This window comes from Streptomyces sp. NPDC001493 (assembly GCF_053597235.1).
The window spans coordinates 475,066-497,731 of record NZ_JBSFHV010000002.1; the positions used below are offsets into that span (position 1 = coordinate 475,066).

Below are 22,666 nucleotides of genomic sequence, written 5' to 3' on the forward strand. Positions count from 1 at the left end.
CGGTTCTCCCGGACGCCCCGCTGCCCCGAAGCCCCGCTGCCCGTACGGCCGCGGGGCTTCGGGGCAGCGGCACCCGCCGGACGGCTGCCGGCACCCGCAGGACGGCGGCCCGTCGTGTCAGCCGGTCGCGATCGTCAGCGGTGCGAACCTGCGGCTCCAGTCGCCGGGCACGTCCTGGCACCCCCTGGTCATCACCGCCGTACGGGACACTGCCGCCAAGCCGCGTTCGGCGAGCCAGCCACGCAGCTCGGTGTGGCGGGTGTCGATCTCCGTCCGCAGCACGAGGTCCGTCTCCGAGGCGAGCGAGGCCACCAGCGCCTTGGCGGTGTCCGAGTCCGGTGCGACGAGCGGCCCGATCACATGACTCCCGTCGCTGGGCCAGAGCGCGGCGAACCCCACCAGCTCACCCGCCCGCTCGGCGACCCGGAAGTGGTCCGAGAAGGCGGGGAGCCGCGCGAGCATCTGGGTCCGCTCGGCGCCGAAGGCCGAGGCATCGAGCGCCATGATCGCCGGGAGGTCCCGGGCCGTCGCCCGACGCGTCGTCGGGGCGGACGAGCCGTCCGCCTCTTCGGAGGCCCGCACCGGGACGTCCTCCGGCAGGAACCGTCCCACGGACCGCTCCACACTCCCCACCACCGCGAAGCCGAGCCCTTCGTAGAGGGGCCGCCCCTGATCCGTCGCGAAGAGGGTCAGCGGAGTCTCTCCGTGTTCCGCGAGGACATGCAGGAGCAGACGCCGGCCCAGGCCCTGCCGTGCGAACCGCTCGGCGACGAGCGTCATGCCGAGCGCCGCGTGGGACGGCTGGTAAGAGGTCACCACACAGGCGGCCGCCAGCCCTTTCCCCGCGGGGTCGTCGATGCCGTACCCCGTACCCGCCCCGAGGAGCAGGCCCCACCGGTGTTCGTCCCGGGGCCAGCCCCGGTCCTCGCTGAGATCGGCACAGGCGATCAGGTCGCCCCTGGTGAGGTGCCGGATGGGCAGGTCGTCGGGCAGGCCGTGCCGGATGCTGGGCATGGGAGCCAGGCTCTCCGACACCGAGGCGGCCCGTCCACCGTTTTGTCGCTTCCTTCGCCAAGGTTTTCCGCGCCTGTTCCGGGTGGCTCGCCGTCCGTACGCCTTCCGGTAGGCGGTCGGGCGTCGGTGCGAGGACCTACGGGGGCCCGTGGCACGCCCGGCCGTGACCCGTGTTTCACGTGAAACACGCACCCCGGCCACGCCGACGGCGACGAGGCGTACCGGAATTCCCGTGATGCGCCCGTTGTGCCGAAGGATCCGGCAGACTGCGGACCGGGGAGCCGCGAACCGTGTCGGGCCAGTCAGTCGACCGAGAGACAGTTCGAGGCGAGGCACAGTCATGGACGCTCCGACCAGTAATCCGGCTGCCGAATCTCCGCAGCCACCCACCGCACCTCCGCCGCCCCGCCGACGGCGGACCGCCCGCTCTCCGCGCCCCGCCCCTCCTCGGCAGGACGGCACTCCGTCGGCCGACGCGGTACTGATCCGGCGGAATCTGGCGCAGACCGGGCCACCGCGCACTTCTACGCGGTGCTCTTCCTGCACCGCCCTGAACTGCGTGAGATGTTCCCGGCCGCCATGGACGTGCAGCGCGAGCGGCTCTTCCGCGCTCTGCTGACCGCCGCCGACCGCCTCGACGACCGGGTGGCGCTGACCGCGTACCTCTCGGCGCTGGGGAGGGGGCACCGTCGGTACGGCACGCACCCCACGCACTACCCCGCCCTCGGGGAAGCCCTGCTGGACGCTCTGCGCCGCCATGCGCCCGTCACCTGGAACGCCGAGAGCGAGGCGGCCTGGGTACGGGCCTACACGGCCATCTCGCAGATCATGATCGACGCGGCGGCCGAGGAGGAACAGCGGTCCCCGGCCTGGTGGCAGGGAGAGGTCGTCGCGCACGAGCGGAGAACCCCGGACATCGCGGTGATCACCGTGCGACCGGACCGCGCCTACCCCTACCTCGCCGGGCAGTACGCGGCGGTGGAGACGCCCTGGTGGCCGCGGGTCTGGAGGCCGTACTCCTTCGCCTCCGCGCCGCGTCCCGACGGCCTGCTCACCTTCCACGTCAGGGCGGTCCAGGCGGGCTGGGTCTCCCGCGCCCTGGTCCACCGGGCGGAGCCGGGGGACGTGCTGCGGATCGGCGCCCCGGAGGGGACGATGACGGTCGACCACACCACGCACACCGCGCTGCTCTGCCTCGGTGGCGGTACGGGCATGGCACCCGTCAGAGCGCTGGTGGAGGATGTCGCCGAACACGGCGACCGCCGACGCGTCGACGTCTTCTGCGGGGCCCGCAGCGAACGCGACCTCTACGATCTCGACGCCATGCTGCGGCTCCAGCGGACCTATCCCTGGCTCGCCGTGCACCCGGTGGTCGCCGCCGGCCCGACCCGCGGCCGGACCGGCGAGATTCCGGAAGCGGTACGGGAGACGGGACCGTGGAACGAACGGGACGCCTATCTGGCGGGGCCGCCCGGCATGATCCGCAGCGGGGTGCGGGTCCTGCGGGACGCGGGCGTCCCGGCGGCGCGCATCCACCACGATCCGGTCGAGGAGCCGGTGCTGCCAGGCCAGGCCTGAATCAGCCCAGGTCGGGTGCGTGCATGGCCCGTACGCCCTCGATGTTGCCGTCCAGGTAGTGGCGGAGGGAGAGGGGGACGAGGTGGACGGCGGCGATCCCGACCCGGCTGAAGGGGATCCGGACGATCTCGTACTCCCCGCTGGGGGCCTCGACCTCCGGGCCATGGCGTTTCGAGAGGTCCATCGAGGCCAGCCGGCAGACGAAGAAGTGCTGGACCTTCACCCCCGCCGCCCCGCCGTCCGCGATGTGCTCGACGGTGTCGACGAAGCAGGGCACCACGTCGACGATCTTGGCGCCCAGCTCCTCGTCGATCTCGCGGTGCAGGGCGTCGACGACGGTCGCGTCCTCGGGTTCGACCCCGCCGCCGGGCGTCACCCAGTAGGGGTCGACCCCCGGCTTGGTCCGCTTGATCAGGACGAGGTGGTCGCCGTCCAGCAGGATGGCGCGTGCGGTGCGCTTGACCACAGGGCGTTCGGTCATGGCAAGAGAGTGGCCCGCCGGCACCCTTCTGAAACTCCTCGCGGCCCGTGGCCCGCACGGCGGGCAGCAGCATCCGCCCGCCGTCCGGACGCGCCCGCGTGGTCCCGGGAGCCGTCACGCCCGCGCGCTCCCGGGAACCGGAAAGGCTCCGGCGCGCTCGGAGACGTCCCTCCGCGCGCACCGGAGCCCGGCCCGGCCCCGGCGTGACCGTCGGGGCCGCGGTACGTACGACCAGCCGGTCAGCGGGTGGCCGCGTCCAGGGCCTGCGCCACGTCGGCGAGCAGGTCGTCCGGGTCCTCGCCGCCGACCGAGAAGCGGATGAAGCCCTCGGACACCGCGTCGCCGCCCCAGCGCCCGCGCCGCTCCGCGGTGGACCGCAGACCGCCGAAGCTCGTGGCGTCGTCGACCAGCCGCAGCGCCTCCAGGAAGCGCTCGGCGGTCTCGCGGTCGGCCAGCTCGAACGAGACCACGGAGCCGAAGCGCCGCATCTGCCGCACGGCGACCGGGTACGAGGGGTCGGAGGGGAGCCCCGGGTAGCGCAGCCCGGTCACTTCGGACCGCTTGCTGAGCTCCTCGGCCAGGGTCAGCGCGGTGGCGCACTGGCGCTCGATGCGCAGCTGGAGCGTGGCGAGCGAACGGTGCGCGAGCCAGGCCTCCATGGGGCCGGGGATCGCGCCGACCACCTTGCGCCAGCGGCGAACCCCCGCGGCGAGGCCGGCGTCGCGGCAGGTCACGTGGCCGAGCAGGATGTCGCCGTGGCCGGTCATGCCCTTGGTGTCGCTGGCCACCGCGAAGTCGGCGCCCAGGTCCAGGGGCCGCTGGCCGATCGGCGTGGCGAGGGTGTTGTCGACGGCCACCAGGGTGCCGTTGGCGTGGGCCGCCTCGACCAGCTTCCGGACGTCGCAGACGTCGAGGCCCGGGTTGGACGGGGTCTCGATCCAGAGCAGCTTGGCCCCTTCGAGGGCGGCCAGCTGGGCGTCGCCGCCGGTGGGCGCGGTGCGGACCTCCACGCCGTACGCCTCCAGCTGCTCCCGTACGAGCGGCAGCGCCTGGTAGCCGTCGTTCGGCAGGACGACGACGTCGCCGGCGCGGGTCTGGGAGAACAGGACGGCCGAGATCGCGGCCATGCCGGAGGCGAAGACGGTCGTCACGACCTCCTCCCCCGGCGCTTCCAGCTCACTTATGGCCTTCTCCAGGTGCGTCCACGTCGGGTTGGTCTCCCGGCCGTAGGTGTACGGCCCGACCGGCTCTCCCGAGAGGTGGAAGTGCGCGGCGAAGACCGGTCCGGGAAGGGTGGGCTCGTACTGCTGCGGTTCGGGGAGACCCGCTCGTACCGCCCGCGTTCCGTCGCCGATGCTGCTCATGCTGCGCTCCTTGCTTCCTTCCCGGGCCGTCGCCGGTGCTTGCATACACTTTCTCAGCCCGGGAGCGAAGTCCGTAAGAGCGTCTCAGTCCTCGTCGGGGAGGACGACGTGCAGGGCCCAGGAGACGACGGAGACGATCAGGCCGCCCAGCACGGCCGTCCAGAAGCCGTCCACGTGGAAGCTCAGGTCGACCGCTCCGGCCAGCGACGAAGTCAGCTTCAGCATGAGGGCGTTGACGACCAGGGTGATCAGACCCAGGGTGAGGATGAAGAGCGGCAGCGTCAGGAGCTTGACGACCGGCTTGACGAGGAAGTTGACCAGGCCGAAGAGGAGCGCGACCAGGACGAGGGTGAGAACCTTCCGGCCGGTGCCCGTACCGGTCAGCGTGATGTCCTGGAGCAGCCAGATGGCCACGGCCAGAGCGGCCGCGTTGGCGGTCGTCTTGACTACGAAATTCTTCATGTGTCTGATCGTGGCAGACACCGAGCACGGGGTACACCGTCCGTACAGGAACCCCGGACGACCACGAGGGGCGCACCGTCATGAAGGCATTCAGGCTCGATGAGCTGGAAGCGGAACGAGCCGCCAACGACGGCGCCTACCTGCAGTTCATCCGTGAGCGGAACATGTCCGTGGGGCTGTACGCGCTGGACGCCGGGTCCCTCGATCCGCAGAGCCCGCACGGCCAGGACGAGGTGTACTTCGTCGTCAGCGGGCGGGCGTCGATCACGGTCGGCATGGAGACGACCCAGGTGGGCCGGGGAAGCGTCGTGTACGTGCCGGCCGGTGTGGCCCACAAGTTCCACCACATCACCGAGGACCTGCGCGTCATGGTGGTCTTCTCTCCGCCGGAGGCCTGAGCCCCGAGCCCGCGGCTCGGCTGTCCTCCGACCCGGCCCGATCGGGCTTGGTCCGGCCCGATCCGGACGGAAGACCCTAGGGGATCGATCAGGGGAGTCCGGGGGATGCGGACCGCCCGTCGCCGCTCTCTCCGCCCTAGCATCGGTGTCGGTGACCGGGAGGCCGGGGACCGGGACCGGGAACCCCCGGTCCGACGGGACAGGGACACGAGAGACGAGGTAGGACGATGGCGGTCCGGGAGATATTCGCGGGTATGCCCTGGTGGGTGAAGTGGATCGCGGTGCCGGTGATCGCGATCGCCGTGTTCGGCGGGCTGATCGCCAGCGTGGTGACCTTCGTGGTCACCCTGCTCTTCAAACTGCTTCTGTTCGTCATCCTCGTCGGCGGTCTGATCTTCGTCGTACGGAAGTTCTTCTCGTCCTCCTCGGACTCCCGGCGCGACTGGTAGACGCGGACCGGCGAACCGGCGAACCGGCGACGCGGCGACGCGGTACCTCCCGGCCCACCGCCCGCCGAGGAGACCGCGTCGGGCGTGTTGATCACGGAGAGTGGCGCGGATTAGCCCGGCAGAGCTAAGCGAGGCTCGAAACCGCCCCACGAATGGCCCCTGCGGCTACAGTGACGGTTCGCTGCCGCCGCCTGGGGAAGTAACTGTCCGTCACCATCCTGACCAATGGTTCCGCGACAGTCGAGTGTGCGCCCGGGCTCGCGGCACGCCCGTGGGGGCGGCCTCCACGGGAGGGCTGACTGCCCGTCACCATGCCTGGGGGTGACCGTGACCACGGCATCGACCACCACTGTCCCGACGTTGATCGGTTCGGTCCAGCGGGCCCTGAGACTGCTGGAGGCGGTGGGCGCCCATCAGGACGGCGCTCCCGCCAAGCAGCTCGCGCGGGAAGCGGGACTGCCCCTGCCGACGACCTATCACCTGCTGCGCACTTTGGCCCACGAGGGCTACCTCCGGCGGGAGAACGGTGTCTTCGTCCTCGGTGCCGCCGCCGAGCGGATGTCCGGCCGGGCGGCCGAGGAGAGCAGGCGCGGCAGGCTCAACGACTCCCTCGCGCGCTGGTGCGACGAGTTGGGGGCCCCGGTGTACTGCGCCGTCTACCGCGAGGGCGAGATCGAGCTGGTCGCCGTGGCGGACTCCGCCGAGACGCCCGCCGTCGACGAGTGGGCCCCCTTCGCCGAGACCGGGCACGCCCACGCGCTGGGTCAGTGTCTGCTCGGACAGCTCGACGAGAAGGCGCGGGAGGACCATCTGCTCCGCCATCCGGTGCGTCCGTTGACCCGTTACTCAGTGCGAGATCGCCCGGTCCTACTTGAGCGATTGCGTTCGATGGAGCGTATGAAACCTGTCATTGAGCGACAGGAGTACGCACTCGGAACGGTCTGCGCCGCCATCCCCATCACCGCAGGTTCGGCCGTCGCGGCGATGGCCATTTCTCTACCCCTGGACCGCCAGGAGCAGTTGCTCCCCGCAGTCGAACAACTACGTGGCGAAGTGGCGCGGCTCTTGCGTTCGTTCGTGTTCTCTATCAGTATCTGAAAAATCACTCCTTGTGATCTGCTATCGCGTGCACCACGATGGCGTCAATAGGGCCATGGGGGATCATTCCTGGCCAGATTCATCTACTGCGGGGTTGAACGATGCGCGAGTCGGTTCAAGCAGAGGTCATGATGAGTTTCCTCGTCTCGGAGGAGCTCTCGTTCCGTATTCCGGTGGAGCTCCGTTACGAGGTGAGCGATCCGTACGCGATCCGTATGACCTTCCACCTGCCGGGTGATGCCCCGGTCACCTGGGCTTTTGGCCGTGAGCTCCTGCTCGACGGCCTCAACAGTCCCAGCGGCGACGGTGATGTGCACATCGGTCCCACCGAGCCAGAGGGGCTCTGCGACGTGCACATCCGGCTCCAGGTCGGGGCGGACCGGGCGCTGTTCCGGGCCGGCACGGCGCCGCTGGTGGCGTTTCTCGACCGGACGGACAAGCTGGTGCCACTGGGGCAGGAGCACACGCAGGGTGACTTCGACGGCAACCTCGAAGAGGCGCTCGGAAGGATCCTCGCCGAGGAGCAGAACGCGGGCTGACAGGCTGTCAGCCCGCTGGTCTTTGGGCCCTCACGCTCTCTCCCGAGCTCACTTCTTGCGGCGGCGGCCCCTCCCGGTCCGTACGGGTGCAGGAGCTCCGGCTTCCGCGCCGAGCCCTGTGCGGTCCGCGGACACCACCAGAGCGGCGAGCGCCGTCGTGACGGGCACCGAGGCGACCAGTCCGATCGAGCCGACGAGAGTACGGACGATCTCCTCGGCCACCAGCTCGCTGTTGGCGACCGTGCCCACACTGCTCTGCGCGATGGTGAACAGCAGCAGCAGGGGCAGCGCCGCGCCCGCGTACGCGAGCACCAGGGTGTTGACCACCGAGGCGATGTGGTCGCGCCCGATCCTGATGCCCGCTCCGTAGAGCCCGCGCGCCCCCATGGTCGGGTTCGCCTGGTGCAGCTCCCACACGGCCGACGTCTGGGTGACCGTCACGTCGTCCAGGACCCCGAGCGAACCGATGATGATGCCGGCCAGGAGCAGACCGCTCATGTCGATGTCCGGATAGAGGCCGTGGATCAGGCCGGTGTTGTCGTCGGTGTTGCCGGTCAGTCCCGCCCAGTCGATGAAGACCGAGCCCAGCAGCCCGATCAGCACCAGCGAGATCAGCGTGCCGATCACCGCCACCGAGGTCCGCGCCGTCACTCCGTGGCAGGTGTACAGCGCGATGAGCATGATCGCGCTCGCCCCGACCACCGCCACCAGCAGCGGGTTGGACCCCTGCAGGATCGCCGGGAGGATGAACAGGGTCAGCACGGCGAAGGAGACGGCGAGTGCCACGAGCGCCATCACCCCGCGCAGCCGTCCCACCACCACGACGGCGACGGCGAAGATGCCCGCCAGCAGCGCCATCGGCAGCTTCCGGTCCACGTCGGTGACCGAGTACTGCAGGTCGTGCGGCGCGTCCGGCGCGTACGCCAGGACCACCCCCTGACCCTCGCTCAACTGGCGTGACGCTTCCGGCTGGACGATCTCGGCGAAGGTGCGGCCCTTGTCCTTGCCGCTGGTCACCTCGATGGTGGCCTTCTTGCAGTCGCCGGTCCCCTCGGCCGCCGCACCCGGCACGGAGTCCGTCGACGTACCGCCCGTGGCGGGTACTTGGGCGGCGTTGACGTCCGCGCAGTTCACCCGCTCCACTTTCACCACCTCTCCCTGCTCGGTCTGCCGGTCGAAGCCCACACCGGTGCGTTCGTGCGCGGGAGTGCCGCCGGGCCAGAGCACCGCCAGGCCGACGACCACCGCCGCGGCGAAGGGGATCAGCACGCAGGCGATGACTTTGCGCAGATGGGTCGAGACGGGTGCCGCGGGGCCATGGCTGTGCGTATGGCCGTGTGAGTGGTCCTGAGGTTCGGGATGGTCCTGGGAGGAGGTCACCGGGCGATCATCGCAAGAACGGGGGAGGCCCCCTGGTCAGCATGGCCGGGAGGGCGCTAGCGTGGTGGCACCTTTGCACACGCGGGAGCTCGGAGCACCGGGCTGAGAGGGCGCTGACCTCGTGAATCCTCACGGGAAACGCTGCGCCGACCGCTGAACCTGTTACCGGGTAATGCCGGCGTAGGGAGTAGGTCTCATGACCACATCGGACACACGCACGCCTGCCTCCACGACGAACGAGAGCGTCGGGGCGGGAAGGTCCATCGGCTGGCACAAGGGATACGTCGAGGGCTCGCGCCCCGGCCTCCGGGTGCCGGTCCGTCAGGTGCACCTGACCAACGGCAAGGACGTGACGCTCTACGACACGTCAGGTCCGTACACCGATCCCGCCGTCACCACCGATGTCCGCCGCGGTCTCGCCTCCGTGCGCGGCGGCTGGATCGAGGACCGGGGGGACACCGAGGAGTACGAGGGGCGCCCGGTCCGTCCGGAGGACGACGGCCGCTCGCCCGCCTCGCGCGACGGCCTGCGCAACCTCGACGCGCTCTTCCCCGGCGGCGCCCGCGCGCCCCGGCGCAGCCGCGACGGCCGCCCCGTCACCCAACTCGCTTACGCCCGGCGGGGGGAGATCACCCCGGAGATGGAGTACGTCGCGATCCGCGAGAACGTCGACCCCGAGGTCGTACGTGAGGAGATCGCGGCCGGCCGGGCGGTGCTGCCCGCCAACGTGAACCACCCGGAGATCGAGCCGATGATCATCGGCAAGCGGTTCCTGGTGAAGGTGAACGCCAACATCGGCAACTCGGCCGTGACCTCCTCCATCGAGGAGGAGGTGGACAAGATGACCTGGGCGACGCGGTGGGGCGCCGACACGGTCATGGACCTGTCCACCGGCCGCAACATCCACACCACCCGCGAGTGGGTGCTCCGGAACTCCCCCGTGCCCATCGGCACCGTCCCGCTGTACCAGGCCCTCGAAAAGGTCGACGGCCGGGCCGAGGAGCTGACCTGGGAGATCTACAAGGACACGGTCATCGAGCAGGCCGAGCAGGGGGTGGACTACATGACGGTGCACGCCGGCGTGCGCCTGCCGTACGTCCCGCTCACGGCGCGCCGCAAGACCGGCATCGTCTCCCGGGGCGGCTCGATCATGGCGGCCTGGTGCCTCGCGCACCACAAGGAGTCGTTCCTCTACGAGAACTTCGAGGAGCTCTGCGAGCTCCTGGCGACGTACGACGTGACGTACTCGCTCGGGGACGGGCTGCGGCCCGGGTCCATCGCCGACGCCAACGACGAGGCGCAGTTCGCCGAACTGCGCACCCTCGGCGAGCTCAACACCATCGCCAAGCGGTACGGCGTGCAGACGATGATCGAGGGCCCGGGGCACGTCCCGATGCACAAGATCAAGGAGAACATCGACCTCCAGCAGGAGATCTGCGAGGAGGCGCCGTTCTACACCCTCGGCCCGCTGACCACCGACGTCGCGCCGGCGTACGACCACATCACCTCCGGGATCGGCGCGGCGATGATCGCCTGGTGGGGCACGGCGATGCTCTGCTACGTGACGCCCAAGGAGCACCTGGGACTGCCCGACCGGGACGACGTGAAGACCGGGGTCATCACCTACAAGATCGCGGCCCACGCCGCCGACCTGGCCAAGGGCCACCCGGGCGCGCAGGAGTGGGACGACGCGCTGTCGGACGCCCGGTTCGAGTTCCGCTGGGAGGACCAGTTCAACCTGGCGCTCGACCCGGACACGGCCCGCGCGTTCCACGACGAGACGCTGCCCGCCGAACCGGCCAAGACGGCGCACTTCTGCTCGATGTGCGGGCCGAAGTTCTGCTCGATGAAGATCAGCCGGAGCATCACCGAGCAGTTCGCGCCGGATCTTGCGCCGTCCGCCTCCGAGGAGGAGATCGAGGCGGGGATGCTGGCGAAGTCGAAGGAGTTCGCGGCCTCCGGCGGGCGGGTCTACCTGCCGCTGGCCGACTGAGCCGGGGTCGTGCCGGCCTTCAGGGGGCCGGCACCCGCCCGGTAGGCCTTCACGGGAGGGGTGGCCTTCACGGGGCCGGCGCCCACCCGGGGTGGCCTTCACGGGGCCGGCGCCGCGGGCAGAGGCACGGTCCCGTGGGCCGGCCTCAGGGTGCGGAGCCGTCCCGGTCCGGACCGCCGAAGCCCGGACCGTCGAAGTCCGGGCTGCTGAAATCCGGGCTGCTGAAGTCGGGGCTGGTGAAGGACGGCCGGGGGCTGTGGCGCGAGCCGTCCTGCGGGGTCGAGAAATCCGGGCTGCTGTACCCGATCTTCGGGATGCGGTTCGGTGACGGCCGCGGGGTGCGGGCGGCCGGCGCGGCGGTCGGGTCGTCCAGCGCGTCGCGGAGGAACGGGAGTATGCCGCGTTCCAGCAGGGCGTGCCGCCAGGCCTCCCTGGCCCGGGCGACCTCCTCCGGCACGTTCTCGTCCTCCTCCAGGCCGGCGGCCGGATCGTCGGTGCCGTTACGGAGCGCCGTGACCAGCAGTCCGACGGCGGCCGCGAGGATCGCCAGCGCGGTGAGCGCCGCGAAGAGCCAGCCCGCGGTGACCATCGGGCCCGCGACGGCCAGTGAGGAGCTCACGGCCCGGAGGAGATAGCCGACCACCAGGAAGATCACCGCCGCGGAGCCCGCGAGAAGCGGGGCGAGCACGGTGACGACCGCGCCGACGCCCACGCTCTCGCCGGTCGCTTCCGGCGGGACCCGCACCTCGTCGGGTTCCTGGTCGGCGTCGCCGGTGGGGACGCGGAGTTCCCCACGCGCCTTCACGTAGTGCTCGTACTCGGTGGCGGCGGCCGCGGTGATCAGCGCGGTGGCGCTCAGCGCCATGGTCCGCAACTGCTCCCGGTTGAGCCGTTCGCCGACTCCGTCCAGATCCGGCCGCTCGTGCGCGTGGCGCAGTGCGTCGCCGAGGATCCGCTCGTACTCGGGCCCGTCTTCGGCCAGCAGGTGCGGAGCGCTTGTCATCTGCATCCCCCGATGCTCCGTGGCGCCCGAGAGCCCGCACATGACGGGGCATTCCGGACGAAACGGAGGAGAGCCTGCTACTGATACGCCGATGGTAGAGCGCCCAGGGCGAGGGGTGACAGGGTGTTTCCGGAAAAAGGCCCGCCGACCGCGAACGATCAGGTCGACGGAGCCCTACCCGGTGGACCGTCAGTCATGCAGGGGGAGTTGGGCGACCAGTAGCTTTCCGGCCATGGTCACGCCGCCGTCCATGGCAATGGCCAGACCGTCCGCGTACACGTGCGGTCCGTGCACCACCGGACCCGCGCCGTTCTCGCCGTCCTCCGACCCGACCTCGCCCAGGAGGTACGGAATGGGGCTGTGGCCGTGGACGACCCGCCGGCCCCCGTACGCGGCCATCAGCTCGCGTACCGCCTGCGCGCCGCCGTCGTCCCGGAACGCGAACCGCTTGGTGAGCTTGCGGAACAGGTCCCAGCACTCGTCCGCGTCGTTACGGGTGAGGATGGCGTGGACCGTGTCGTTGACGTCCTCGATGGTCGCCCCGTAGTCGAGGTACGCCGTCGTGTCGGAGTGCATCAGCAGATGCCCGTCCTCCTCCACGACCGCGTCCAGCCGGGACATCCACTGCAGGTGGACGTCGCGCAGCCGCTCCATGTCGTGCTTCTGGCCGCCGTTGAGCAGCCAGGCGGCCTGGAAGGTGGCGGTGCCGGCGCCGGAGTTCACCGGAGTGTCCGCGAACCGCTTCGCGCCGATGAGCAGCAGCTCGTGGTTGCCCATCAGCGCCTTGCAGTAGCCGCCCGCGGCGGCGGCCTCGGCCGAGAGCTGCATGACCAGATCGATGACCCCGATGCCGTCGGGGCCCCGGTCCGTGAAGTCGCCGAGGAACCAGAGCCGGGCGTTGCCCGCCGACCAGTTGCCGTTGACGTCGATGAGGCCCTGGTCCGAGAGGGCGGCCTTCAGTTCGTCGAGGTAGCCGTGCACGTCGCCGACGACGTAGAGCGGCCCGAGCCCGTCCGTACCGCCGGGGCCCGTGCCCGGGACGGGAGCCACGACGGGCACCCCGGCCGGGGTGATCACGGGCAGGTCGCGCTCGGTCGGCGTGTAGCCCTCCGGCACGCCGCCGTCGGGCAGCGCGTTGCCGGGATGCACGTTGCCTTCCGGCAGCGCGTCCTCGGGGTGTACGTCGCCGGGACGGGCGAGCGCACCCTCCGGATGCGGCTCGCCCCCGGGCACGGGCGTTCGCGCGTACGGCGGAACGCGGAAGTCGCGCAACGTCGCCGTACGCACCACGGGTTCCTGACCGGCCCCCTGAGTCATCGACCCCTCCACCACCGTCGCGCCGCCGTACACCTGACGGGCCCTGCCTGGTAGAGGTGGTCCGCGGTGTCGTGCGCCCATCATAGGAACGCGGATCGCCCCGTGTGACGCACCAGGGGCGGTGAATCCGGGCGGGTGCGCCGTTCACCTGTCCATTGGTCCGGATTAATCCGTTCAGTCCCTGCTCGGAGAGCGTGGCGCGCTGACCGTCGTGCGGGGCGGCCGGCGCTGCGAGGAGGTCCGGACGATGAGCTCGGTCGGTATCACCTGCTCGACCGGACCGTCGTGTTCGACACCCTCGATCGCGTCGATGAGGAGCTGCACCACCGCGGTCCCGATACGGCGCGGTTTCAGCGAGAGCGTGGTGATGGGCGGCTCGGTGGTGGCGTAGACCGTGGACTCGCTGCAGCAGACCAGCAGCAGGTCTTCGGGGACGCGCAGGCCGTACCGGCGTGCCGCCGCGAGCAGGTCGGTGCCGTTGGGGTCGAAGAGGCCGTAGACGGCGTCCGGCCGGTCGGGGCGGGCGAGCAGCCGGTCGGCGGCGACCGCCCCGGCGCACGGGTCGTGGGCCGGATAGGACTCGTACACCGGATCCTGGCCCACGCGCTCGCACCAGTGCAGGTACGCGGTGGTGGAGAGCCGGGTGTACGTGTCGGTCGTGGTGCCGGTGAGCAGCCCGATCCGGCGGGCGCCGGCCGCTGCGAGGTGGTCGAGGAGGTCGAGCACGGCCGCGCGGTGGTCGTTGTCGACCCAGGCGGTGACCGGGAGCGTTCCGGCGGGCCGTCCGTCGGAGACCACCGGCAGGCCCTGGCGGACCAGTTCGGTGACCACCGGGTCCTGGTCCGAGGGGTCGATCACCACGGTCCCGTCCAGGGCCACGTTGGACCAGACGTCGTGGCGCGAGGTGGCGGGCAGGATCACGAGGGCGTACCCCCGGGCGAGCGCGGCCGAGGTCGCGGCCCTCGCCATCTCCGCGAAGTACGCGAACTCGGTGAAGGTGAAAGGTTCATCCCCGTACGTGGTCACGGTCAGGCCGATCAGGCCCGACTTGCCCGTGCGGAGCGTGCGGGCCGCGGCCGAGGGGCGGTAGCCCAGGCGTTCTGCGACCTCGCGGACGTGGCGGCGGGTGGCGTCCGGGAGCCTGCCCTTGCCGTTGAGCGCGTCGGAGACGGTCGTGATCGAGACCCCCGCGGCGGCGGCCACGTCGCGGATACCCGCGCGTCCTGGCCGGCCGCTGCGCCGGGGGGTCTCCGTCCGGCTCACCTGGTGCTTCCCTGCTGCTGTCATGGCGAGCCGATAGTAGGGCTCAGGAGCCCCAGTGGGCCGGACGCATATGCAACTGTTGACAGACACGTTTCTGCAAGGTCATTGAGGAATGATTGCCTTGCAAAGCAAGGGAGTTGGCGGCGACCTGCCGGATGTGTCATGTATCCATCGGGCTGAGTCTGCTCACGGAGTGGTGGCGGGAAGAGTCCTCAACTCACCACTTCGAGGGACGCGCGCTACGGCGCGAGCCACCGGCGCGCGAAGAAACATGCGTGCGCCCCCCGGTGGGGAGGCCGCCGGAGAGGCCGATGGCGACGCGCGCCGGCCGGATCCGTGAACGGCGCCGTGGACGGCTCCGTGGGCGGCCTCGTCGACGGGCGTTGCGGACGAGTTCCGTGGAGGTTCCCGGGCGGCAGGTCGCTCCGGGCGGCTCCTCATAAGGTGAGACGCATCTGTGCGTCGATTCTGTGCGTCGACTCCGTGCGTCGATGGTCGAGGAGGACCTGTGGTGAGCGAGAAGAGCCCCAAGCTGCGCCCCGAGCTGGACGGCGTCCCCGCCTATGTGCCGGGCCGGGCGGCCTCCCAGGACGGGCCGGTCGCTTTCAAGCTGTCCTCCAACGAGAACCCCTATCCGCCGCTGCCCGGGGTGCTGGAATCCGCGCTGGCGGCCGCCTCGGAGCTCAACCGCTACCCGGACATGTCCTGCGCGGGCCTGATGGCCGAGCTGGCCGACCGGTTCGGTGTGCCCCTGGAGCACCTCGCCACCGGCACCGGATCGGTGGGCGTGGCACAGCAGTTGCTTCAAGCCACGTCCGGCCCCGGCGACGAGGTGATCTACGCCTGGCGCTCCTTCGAGGCGTACCCGATCATCACGCAGATCAGCGGGGCGACCTCGGTGAAGGTGCCGCTGACCGACGGGGACGTGCACGATCTGGACGCGATGGCGGACGCCGTCACGGACCGGACGCGGCTGATCTTCGTCTGCAACCCCAACAACCCGACCGGGACGGTGGTGCGCCGGGCCGAACTCGAGCGCTTCCTCGACCGGGTGCCCTCCGACGTGCTGGTGGTGCTCGACGAGGCGTACAAGGAGTTCGTCCGTGACGCCGACGTGCCGGACGGCCTGGAGATCTACCGCGACCGGCCCAACGTCGCGGTGCTGCGCACCTTCTCGAAGGCGTACGGGCTGGCCGGACTGCGGGTCGGGTTCGCGGTGGCGCACGAGCCGGTGGCGGCGGCGCTGCGCAAGACGGCCGTGCCCTTCGGCGTGAGCCGGATCGCCCAGGACGCGGCGATCGCCTCGCTGCGGGCCGAGGACGAACTGCTGGGGCGGGTGGGCTCGCTGGTGGCCGAGCGGAACCGGGTGCACCGCGGGCTGCTCGCGCAGGGCTGGACGGTGCCGGAGAGCCAGGCCAACTTCGTCTGGCTCCGGCTCGGTGAGCGTACGGGCGACTTCGCCGCCTTCTGCGAGCGGGCGGGCGTGGTCGTGCGGCCGTTCGCCGGTGAGGGCGTACGGGTCACGATCGGCGAGGACGAGGCCAACGACCTCTTCCTGAAGGCGGCGGAGGCGTTCCGCGCGCAGCTGTAGCGCGGCTCGCGCCTTGCGACCTGCGTTCTGCGACCCGCGTCCTGTGACCCGCGTCCTGTGATCCGCGCCTCGTGATCCGCGTTCTGTGACCCCGCACCCGTGGCCCCGGCTCCCGTTTTTTCCGGGGGGCCGGGGCCACGGGTGTGAGGGCCCGCTTCTCCCGCCCCGCTGCCTGGTGCTCCCCGCCACTGTCCGGAAAGCGTCGGTGCGCGGGTTCTGTCCGGCGCGCGGTGGGCAGCTTCAGAGGGGAGGACCCGGCCGGCTGCCCGTCGGCCGCCGCTCCTCGGGGCCGTCGCTCTCAGGGGACCCCCCCGTTCGAAGATCCGGAAGCGCGTGCGCCATACTTTTGCTTGTGAATGTGAACGCGTTCACAAGCGCACCCGTTTGATCCCGTAATGGGAGGGACCAAGCGGGCGAACCGCGGCTGTCACTACGGCGACGTAAGGAGACGACGACGTGGAACTTGCTCTGGCGCCCGAGACGATGGCGCGCTGGCAGTTCGGCATTACGACCGTCTACCACTTCCTCTTCGTCCCCATGACGATCTCCCTCGCCGCGCTGACGGCGGGGCTGCAGACGGCATGGGTCCGGACCAACAAGGAGAAGTACCTCAAGGCCACCAAGTTCTGGGGCAAGCTCTTCCTGATCAACATCGCGATGGGTGTCGTCACCGGCATCGTCCAGGAGTTCCAGTTCGGCATGAACTGGTCCGACTACTCGCGGTTCGTCGGTGACGTCTTCGGTGCCCCGCTCGCCTTCGAGGCGCTGATCGCCTTCTTCTTCGAGTCCACCTTCATCGGGCTCTGGATCTTCGGCTGGGACAAGCTGCCCCGGAAGATCCACCTGGCCTGCATCTGGATGGTCTCGCTCGGCACGATCCTCTCCGCGTACTTCATCCTGGCGGCCAACTCCTGGATGCAGCACCCGGTCGGCTACCGCATGAACGAGAAGCGCGGCCGTGCCGAACTCACCGACTTCTGGCAGGTGCTGACGCAGAACACCGCGCTCGCCCAGTTCTTCCACACCATCACGGCCGCCTTCCTCGTCGGCGGTGCCTTCATGGTCGGGATCGCCGCCTTCCACCTGGCGCGGAAGAAGCACATCCCGGTCATGCGGACCTCGCTGCGGCTGGGTCTGATCACCGTGGTCGTCGCCGGTCTGCTGACCTCCATCAGCGGAGACGTGCTCGGCAAGGTCATGTTCAAGCAGCAGCCGATGAAGATGGCCGCGGCCGAGGCGCTCTGGGAGGGGCAGGAAGGCGCGCCGTTCTCGATCTTCGCGGTGGGCGACGTCTCCGAGGGCCGCAACGACGTGGAGATCTCGGTCCCCGGGGTGCTCTCCTTCCTGGCCGACGACACCTTCACCTCGTACATCCCGGGCATCAACGAGCTGAACCAGCAGATGCAGGAGAAGTACGGACCCGGGGACTACCGGCCCAACATCCCGGTCGCCTTCTGGGGATTCCGCTGGATGATCGGCTTCGGGATGGCCTCCTTCGGCCTCGGCATCCTCGGACTCTGGCTGACCCGGAAGAAGTTCATGCTGCCGCCGGGGATGCGGACCGGCGACGACGAGGTGCCGCATCTGGTCCTCTTCAAGAACAAGGCCCTCAGCCCGAAGTTCGCCAGGCTGTACTGGATGACCGCGCTCTGGACCCTGCTCTTCCCGCTGATCGCCAACTCCTGGGGCTGGATCTTCACCGAGACCGGGCGGCAGCCCTGGGTCGTCTTCGGGGTCCTCAAGACCAAGGACGCCGTCTCCCCCGGGGTCTCGCAGGGTGAGGTCATCGCCTCCCTGATCGCCTTCACCCTGATCTACGCGATCCTCGCGGTGGTCGAGGTCAAGCTGCTCGTGAAGTACATCAAGGCCGGGCCTCCGGAGCTCAGTGAGGACGACCTCAACCCGCCCGCCACGATCGGCGGTCACGACGCCGCCGACGCCGACCGGCCGATGGCCTTCTCGTACTGAGAGGAAGGAGCGGAACGATGGAACTCCACGACGTCTGGTTCGTCCTCATCGCCGTCCTCTGGACCGGCTACTTCTTCCTGGAAGGCTTCGACTTCGGCATCGGGGTCCTGACCAAGGCGCTGGCCCGCGACCGCAAGGAGCGGCGGGTCCTGATCAACACGATCGGGCCCGTCTGGGACGGCAACGAGGTCTGGCTGCTCAGCGCCGGAGGCGCCACCTTCGCGGCCTTCCCCGACTGGTACGCCACCCTCTTCTCCGGCTTCTACCTGCCGCTGCTGGTCATCCTGCTCTGCCTGATCCTGCGGGGCGTCGCCTTCGAGTACCGGGCGAAGCGACCGGAGGAGCGCTGGCAGACCAACTGGGAACACGCGATCTTCTGGACCTCGTTGATCCCCGCGGTCCTCTGGGGCGTGGCCTTCGGCAACATCGTGCGCGGGGTCAAGATCGACGCGCACATGGAGTACGTGGGCGGGTTCTGGGACCTCCTCAACCCGTTCGCGCTGCTCGGCGGGGCGGTGACGCTCACCCTCTTCACCTTCCACGGCGCGGTGTTCGCGGCGCTGAAGACGGTCGGGGAGATCCGCGTACGGGCCCGGAGGTTCGCCCTGCGGCTGGGGTTCCTCACCGCGGTCCTGGCGCTGGGGTTCCTGATCTGGACGCAGGCGCGTACCGGAGACGGCTGGTCGCTCCTCGCGACGGTGGTCGCCGTCCTGGCCCTGGCCGGCGCGATCGCGGCCATCGCGGCGGGGCGTGAGGGCTGGTCGTTCGCGCTCTCGGGCCTCACCATCACCGCCGCCGTGGCGATGCTCTTCCTGGCGCTCTTCCCGGACGTCATGCCGTCCTCGCTGAACAGCGCGTGGAGCCTCACCGTCACCAACGCCTCGTCCACGCCCTACACGCTCACGATCATGACCTGGTGCGCGGGGATCGCCACGCCCCTGGTCCTGCTCTACCAGAGCTGGACGTACTGGGTGTTCCGCAAGCGCATAGGCACCCAGCACATCGCCGACGCGCACTGAGCGCCCTGCCCGGCGGCGGCCCGACCGGTCGCCGCCGGCACCGGCGCAGAGTACGCGCCGCCGCCGAGTACGCGCCGCCGCCGGTCACCCGGCGAACCGGCGGCACCGACCTCAGGGGATGTTTCACGTGAAACCGATCGATCCGCGTCTCTTCCGGTACGCCCGGGCCACCCGGTTCTTCCTCGTCGCCGTGGTGGCTCTGGGCGCCGTGGGCGCGGTGCTGGTCATCGCTCAGGCGATGCTGGTGGCCGAGATCGTGGTCGGCGGGTTCGAGGACGGGCTGAGTGTCTCCGGTCTCCGTACGCCCCTGATCCTGCTGGCCGTCGTCGCGGCGGGCCGGGCGCTGGTCGCCTGGCTCACCGAACTGGCGGCGTACCGGGCGAGTGCGGCGGTCAAGTCCGAACTGCGCGGCCGGCTCCTGGAGCGGGCCGCGCAGCTCGGCCCCGGATGGCTGGACGGACAGCGCACCGGATCGCTCGTCGCCCTCGCCACCCGGGGCGTCGACGCGCTCGACGACTACTTCTCCCGCTATCTCCCGCAGCTCGGCCTCGCGGTGGTGGTGCCCGTCGCCGTCCTCGCGCGCATCGTCACCGAGGACTGGGTGTCGGCCGCGATCATCGTGGTCACGCTGCCGCTCATCCCCGCCTTCATGATGCTGATCGGCTGGGCCACCCAGTCCCGGATGGACCGGCAGTGGAGGCTGCTCTCGCGGCTCTCCGGCCACTTCCTGGACGTGGTCGCCGGGCTGCCCACGCTCAAGGTCTTCGGCCGGGCCAAGGCCCAGGCCGAGTCGATCCGGAAGATCACCTCGGAGTACCGGCTGGCGACCGTGCGGACCCTGCGGATCGCGTTCCTCTCCTCCTTCGCGCTGGAGCTGCTGGCCACCCTCTCGGTGGCCCTGGTCGCCGTCACCATCGGCATGCGGCTGGTCCACGGCGAACTCGACCTGTACATCGGCCTGCTGGTGCTGATCCTCGCCCCCGAGGCGTATCTGCCGATCCGCCAGGTCGGCGCGCAGTTCCACGCGGCGGCGGAAGGGCTGTCGGCCGCGGAGGAGATCTTCGCGGTGCTGGAGACCGAGCTCCCGGCGGCCGGTACGGCGGACGTGCCGGAATCGCTCCGTATCGAGCTGGACGGGGTGACCGTCCGGCACCCGGGCCGGACCGAGCCCTCGCCGGCCGGTGCCTCGCTGGTGGTCGCGCCGGGGGAGACCGTCGCCCTGGTCGGCCCGAGCGGGGCCGGCAAGTCCACCCTGCTCGACGTGGTCCTCGGGTTCAGGGCGCCGGACGAGGGGACCGTACGAGTGGGGGGCGTGGATCTCGCCACCGTCTCCCCCGAACGCTGGCGCGAGCGCGTCGCCTGGGTCCCGCAGCGCCCGGTCCTCTTCGCCGGAACCGTCGCGGAGAACGTACGGCTGGCCCGGCCGGACGCCGACGACGCCGCCGTGGAGGCCGCCCTGCGGGACGCGGGCGCCCACGCGTTCGTCGCCGCGCTGCCCGAGGGCGGGCAGACCCTCCTCGGCGAGGACGGCGCCGGGCTCTCCGCCGGGCAGCGCCAGCGTCTCGCGCTGGCCCGCGCCTTCCTCGCCGACCGGCCGGTGCTGCTGCTCGACGAGCCGACCGCGAGCCTGGACGGCGGGACGGAGGCGGGCATCGTGGACGCCGTACGACGGCTGGCCGAGGGCCGCACCGTCCTGCTGGTCGCCCACCGCCCCGCACTGCTGCCGCTGGCCGACCGGATCGTGACGCTGGAACCGGTCGTGACGCTGGAACCGGCCGTGACGCGCGCACCGGCCGGGACGCCGGAAGCGGCTGCGACGCCGGTACCGCCCGCGACCGGACCGGAGACCGGTCGGGCGGAGGTGCCCCGGCGGGCCGTCCCGGACCCCGTGCGCCCGCCCGCACCCGCCGCCGCACCGGCGGTGGAGGCCCCCGCGGCGCTCCGGGAGACCACCACCCGTACGGGCAAGGTGCTCGCCCGGATCCGCGAGGCGGCGGGCGCCCGGCGCGGGCGGCTCGCCCTCGCCCTGCTGCTGGGCAGTCTCGCGCTCGGCTCCTCGGTGGGGCTGATGGCGGTCTCCGGCTGGCTGATCTCCCGCGCCTCCGAACAGCCCCCGGTCCTCTACCTCATGGTCGCCGTCACGGCGACCCGCGCCTTCGGCATCGGCCGCGCCTTCTTCCGCTACGCCGAACGCCTCGTCTCCCACGACACCGTGCTCCAGCTCCTCGCCGAACTGCGGGTCGCCGTCTACCGGGGACTGGAGCGCGTCGCGCCCGCCGGACTGCGCACCACCCGCCGGGGCGACCTGCTCACCCGGCTGGTCGCGGACGTCGACGAGCTCCAGGACTACTGGCTCCGCTGGCTGCTCCCCGCCGGTACCGCCGTGGTCGTCGGCGCGGCCTCCGCCGGTTTCCTCGGGATGCTCCTCCCGGAGGCGGGCGTGGTCCTCGCCGTGGGCCTGCTCCTCGCCGGAGCGGGCGTGCCGCTGGTCAGCGGTGCGGTCGCCCGCCGGGCGGAACGCCGGCTCGCCCCGGCCCGCGCCGATCTCGCCGTGCGGGTCACCGACCTCCTCGGAGGCACCGCCGAACTGACCGTCGCCGGTGCCCTGCCCTCGCGCACCGCGCGGGTGCGGGAGGCGGACGGGGTCCTCACCCGGATCGCCGCCCGTGCCGCCTCCGCCACGGCCCTGGGCGGCGGCCTCTCCTCGCTCCTCTGCGGGCTGACCGTGGTCGCCTCCGCGCTGGTGGCGCTGCCCGCCGTGCAGAGCGGCCGGCTCGGCGGCCTGGAACTCGCGGTCGTCCTGCTCACCCCGCTCGCCGCCTTCGAGGCCGTGAACGGGATGCCGCTCGCCGTGCAGTACCGCCGACGCGCCCGCCGGAGCGCGGAGCGGGTGTACGAGGTGCTGGACGCCCCCGTACCGGTACGCGAACCCTCCGCCCCCGCCCCGGCCCCCGCCACCCCGTTCCCGCTGGAGGTACGGGGCCTGACGGCCCGCTACCCGGACGCGGACCGGCCCGCCCTGGACGGGGTCGACCTGACCCTGGAGCAGGGGCGCCGGATCGCGGTCGTGGGTCCGTCCGGCTCCGGCAAGACCACCCTCGCGCAGGTCCTGCTCCGCTTCCTGGACGCGGAGAGCGGCACCTACCGGCTCGGCGGCACGGACGCCCCCGCGCTCGACGGCGACACCGTCCGTACGTACGTCGGGCTCTGCGCCCAGGACGCGCACGTCTTCGACAGCTCGGTGCGGGAGAACCTGCGGCTCGCCCGCACCGACGCCACCGAGGAGGACCTGCGGGACGCGCTCGCCGGGGCGCGGCTGCTCGACTGGACCGACTCGCTGCCGGACGGCCTCGACACCCTGGTGGGCGAACACGGCGCCCGGCTCTCCGGCGGCCAGCGGCAGCGCCTCGCGCTCGCCCGCGCCCTCCTCGCCGACTTCCCCGTCCTCGTGCTCGACGAGCCCGCCGAGCACCTCGACATCGCCACCGCCGACGCCCTGACCGCGGACCTGCTCGACGTCACCCGGGGACGTACCACCGTGCTCATCACCCACCGCCTGGCGGGCCTCGACGCGGTGGACAAGATCGTGGTGCTGGACGGCGGCCGGGTGGTCCAGCGGGGCGCGTACGCCGAGCTCGCCGCGGTGGACGGACCGCTGCGCCGGATGCTGGAGCGCGAACGCGAGGCCGGCCCGCGCGTGGTCCGCCCGCCGGAGCCGACCCGGATGGCCGGCGTCTGAGAGGCGCCTG

Annotated in this window: 18 protein-coding genes; 10 read left to right on the plus strand and 8 right to left on the minus strand. The window is 71.2% G+C overall.

Annotated elements, in window-relative coordinates; translation table 11 throughout:
• Nucleotides 1-117: 117 nt before the first annotated feature.
• Nucleotides 118-1,014, minus strand: coding sequence for a GNAT family N-acetyltransferase (locus ACWCWD_RS04640; RefSeq protein ID WP_450770199.1), 897 nt, complete (start codon nt 1,012-1,014; stop codon nt 118-120).
• 531 nt (nt 1,015-1,545) lie between these two features.
• On the opposite strand from ACWCWD_RS04640, the gene ACWCWD_RS04645 reads away from it, so the two are divergent.
• Nucleotides 1,546-2,592, plus strand: coding sequence for a globin domain-containing protein (locus tag ACWCWD_RS04645; RefSeq protein ID WP_450770200.1), 1,047 nt, complete (start codon nt 1,546-1,548; stop codon nt 2,590-2,592).
• Between the two features lies 1 nt (nt 2,593).
• Here the strand turns inward: ACWCWD_RS04645 and ACWCWD_RS04650 are convergent, their stop codons facing one another.
• The 3 genes from ACWCWD_RS04650 to ACWCWD_RS04660 form a co-directional block, all read right to left on the minus strand.
• Nucleotides 2,594-3,073: an NUDIX domain-containing protein gene (locus ACWCWD_RS04650; RefSeq protein ID WP_450770202.1), complete on the minus strand. Its 480-nt coding sequence runs from the start codon at nt 3,071-3,073 to the stop codon at nt 2,594-2,596.
• 239 nt (nt 3,074-3,312) lie between these two features.
• Nucleotides 3,313-4,437 carry a cystathionine gamma-lyase gene (locus ACWCWD_RS04655; protein ID WP_450770204.1) on the minus strand — a complete coding sequence of 375 codons (1,125 nt, stop codon included), beginning with the start codon at nt 4,435-4,437 and terminating at the stop codon, nt 3,313-3,315.
• Nucleotides 4,438-4,521: 84 nt separating this feature from the next.
• Nucleotides 4,522-4,899, minus strand: coding sequence for a phage holin family protein (locus ACWCWD_RS04660; RefSeq protein WP_327176782.1), 378 nt, complete (start codon nt 4,897-4,899; stop codon nt 4,522-4,524).
• Nucleotides 4,900-4,979: 80 nt separating this feature from the next.
• On the opposite strand from ACWCWD_RS04660, the gene ACWCWD_RS04665 reads away from it, so the two are divergent.
• The 4 genes from ACWCWD_RS04665 (at nt 4,980) to ACWCWD_RS04680 (ending at nt 7,383) form a co-directional block, all read left to right on the plus strand.
• Nucleotides 4,980-5,297, plus strand: coding sequence for a cupin domain-containing protein (locus ACWCWD_RS04665; protein WP_450770205.1), 318 nt, complete (start codon nt 4,980-4,982; stop codon nt 5,295-5,297).
• Between the two features lie 227 nt (nt 5,298-5,524).
• Entirely contained in the window at nt 5,525-5,746 is a 222-nt protein-coding gene (locus ACWCWD_RS04670) for a DUF5326 family protein (protein ID WP_390964061.1), read from the plus strand.
• 327 nt (nt 5,747-6,073) lie between these two features.
• On the plus strand, nt 6,074-6,844 hold the full coding sequence (locus tag ACWCWD_RS04675) for an IclR family transcriptional regulator (protein ID WP_323180473.1): 771 nt from the start codon (nt 6,074-6,076) through the stop codon (nt 6,842-6,844).
• A gap of 101 nt (nt 6,845-6,945) precedes the next feature.
• On the plus strand, nt 6,946-7,383 hold the full coding sequence (locus tag ACWCWD_RS04680; RefSeq protein ID WP_266706557.1) for an SsgA family sporulation/cell division regulator: 438 nt from the start codon (nt 6,946-6,948) through the stop codon (nt 7,381-7,383).
• Nucleotides 7,384-7,431: 48 nt separating this feature from the next.
• Here ACWCWD_RS04680 and ACWCWD_RS04685 read toward each other — a convergent pair whose 3' ends face one another.
• Nucleotides 7,432-8,763 (minus strand): YibE/F family protein, encoded by a 1,332-nt coding sequence (locus ACWCWD_RS04685; RefSeq protein WP_450770206.1) that lies wholly within the window; start codon nt 8,761-8,763, stop codon nt 7,432-7,434.
• 196 nt (nt 8,764-8,959) lie between these two features.
• Here ACWCWD_RS04685 and thiC point away from each other — a divergent pair, with 196 nt between their 5' ends.
• Nucleotides 8,960-10,756, plus strand: coding sequence for a phosphomethylpyrimidine synthase ThiC (gene thiC, locus ACWCWD_RS04690; RefSeq protein ID WP_450770208.1), 1,797 nt, complete (start codon nt 8,960-8,962; stop codon nt 10,754-10,756).
• A 145-nt stretch (nt 10,757-10,901) separates the two neighbouring features.
• Here thiC and ACWCWD_RS04695 read toward each other — a convergent pair whose 3' ends face one another.
• The 3 genes from ACWCWD_RS04695 to ACWCWD_RS04705 form a co-directional block, all read right to left on the minus strand.
• Nucleotides 10,902-11,765, minus strand: a complete 864-nt coding sequence (locus ACWCWD_RS04695; RefSeq protein ID WP_450770209.1) for a hypothetical protein — start codon at nt 11,763-11,765, stop codon at nt 10,902-10,904.
• Nucleotides 11,766-11,948: 183 nt separating this feature from the next.
• Nucleotides 11,949-13,076, minus strand: a complete 1,128-nt coding sequence (locus ACWCWD_RS04700) for a metallophosphoesterase (protein ID WP_450770211.1) — start codon at nt 13,074-13,076, stop codon at nt 11,949-11,951.
• Between the two features lie 174 nt (nt 13,077-13,250).
• Nucleotides 13,251-14,363: a LacI family DNA-binding transcriptional regulator gene (locus ACWCWD_RS04705; RefSeq protein WP_450770212.1), complete on the minus strand. Its 1,113-nt coding sequence runs from the start codon at nt 14,361-14,363 to the stop codon at nt 13,251-13,253.
• 487 nt (nt 14,364-14,850) lie between these two features.
• Between ACWCWD_RS04705 and hisC the strand changes: the two genes are divergently transcribed.
• From hisC to cydD, 4 genes are all read left to right on the plus strand, one after another.
• Nucleotides 14,851-15,930: a histidinol-phosphate transaminase gene (hisC, locus tag ACWCWD_RS04710; protein WP_450770214.1), complete on the plus strand. Its 1,080-nt coding sequence runs from the start codon at nt 14,851-14,853 to the stop codon at nt 15,928-15,930.
• A gap of 456 nt (nt 15,931-16,386) precedes the next feature.
• On the plus strand, nt 16,387-17,898 hold the full coding sequence (locus ACWCWD_RS04715) for a cytochrome ubiquinol oxidase subunit I (protein WP_450770215.1): 1,512 nt from the start codon (nt 16,387-16,389) through the stop codon (nt 17,896-17,898).
• Between the two features lie 17 nt (nt 17,899-17,915).
• On the plus strand, nt 17,916-18,917 hold the full coding sequence (cydB, locus tag ACWCWD_RS04720; RefSeq protein WP_450770216.1) for a cytochrome d ubiquinol oxidase subunit II: 1,002 nt from the start codon (nt 17,916-17,918) through the stop codon (nt 18,915-18,917).
• A gap of 127 nt (nt 18,918-19,044) precedes the next feature.
• Nucleotides 19,045-22,656: a thiol reductant ABC exporter subunit CydD gene (gene cydD / locus ACWCWD_RS04725; protein ID WP_450770218.1), complete on the plus strand. Its 3,612-nt coding sequence runs from the start codon at nt 19,045-19,047 to the stop codon at nt 22,654-22,656.
• The last annotated feature ends 10 nt before the right edge of the window (nt 22,657-22,666 follow it).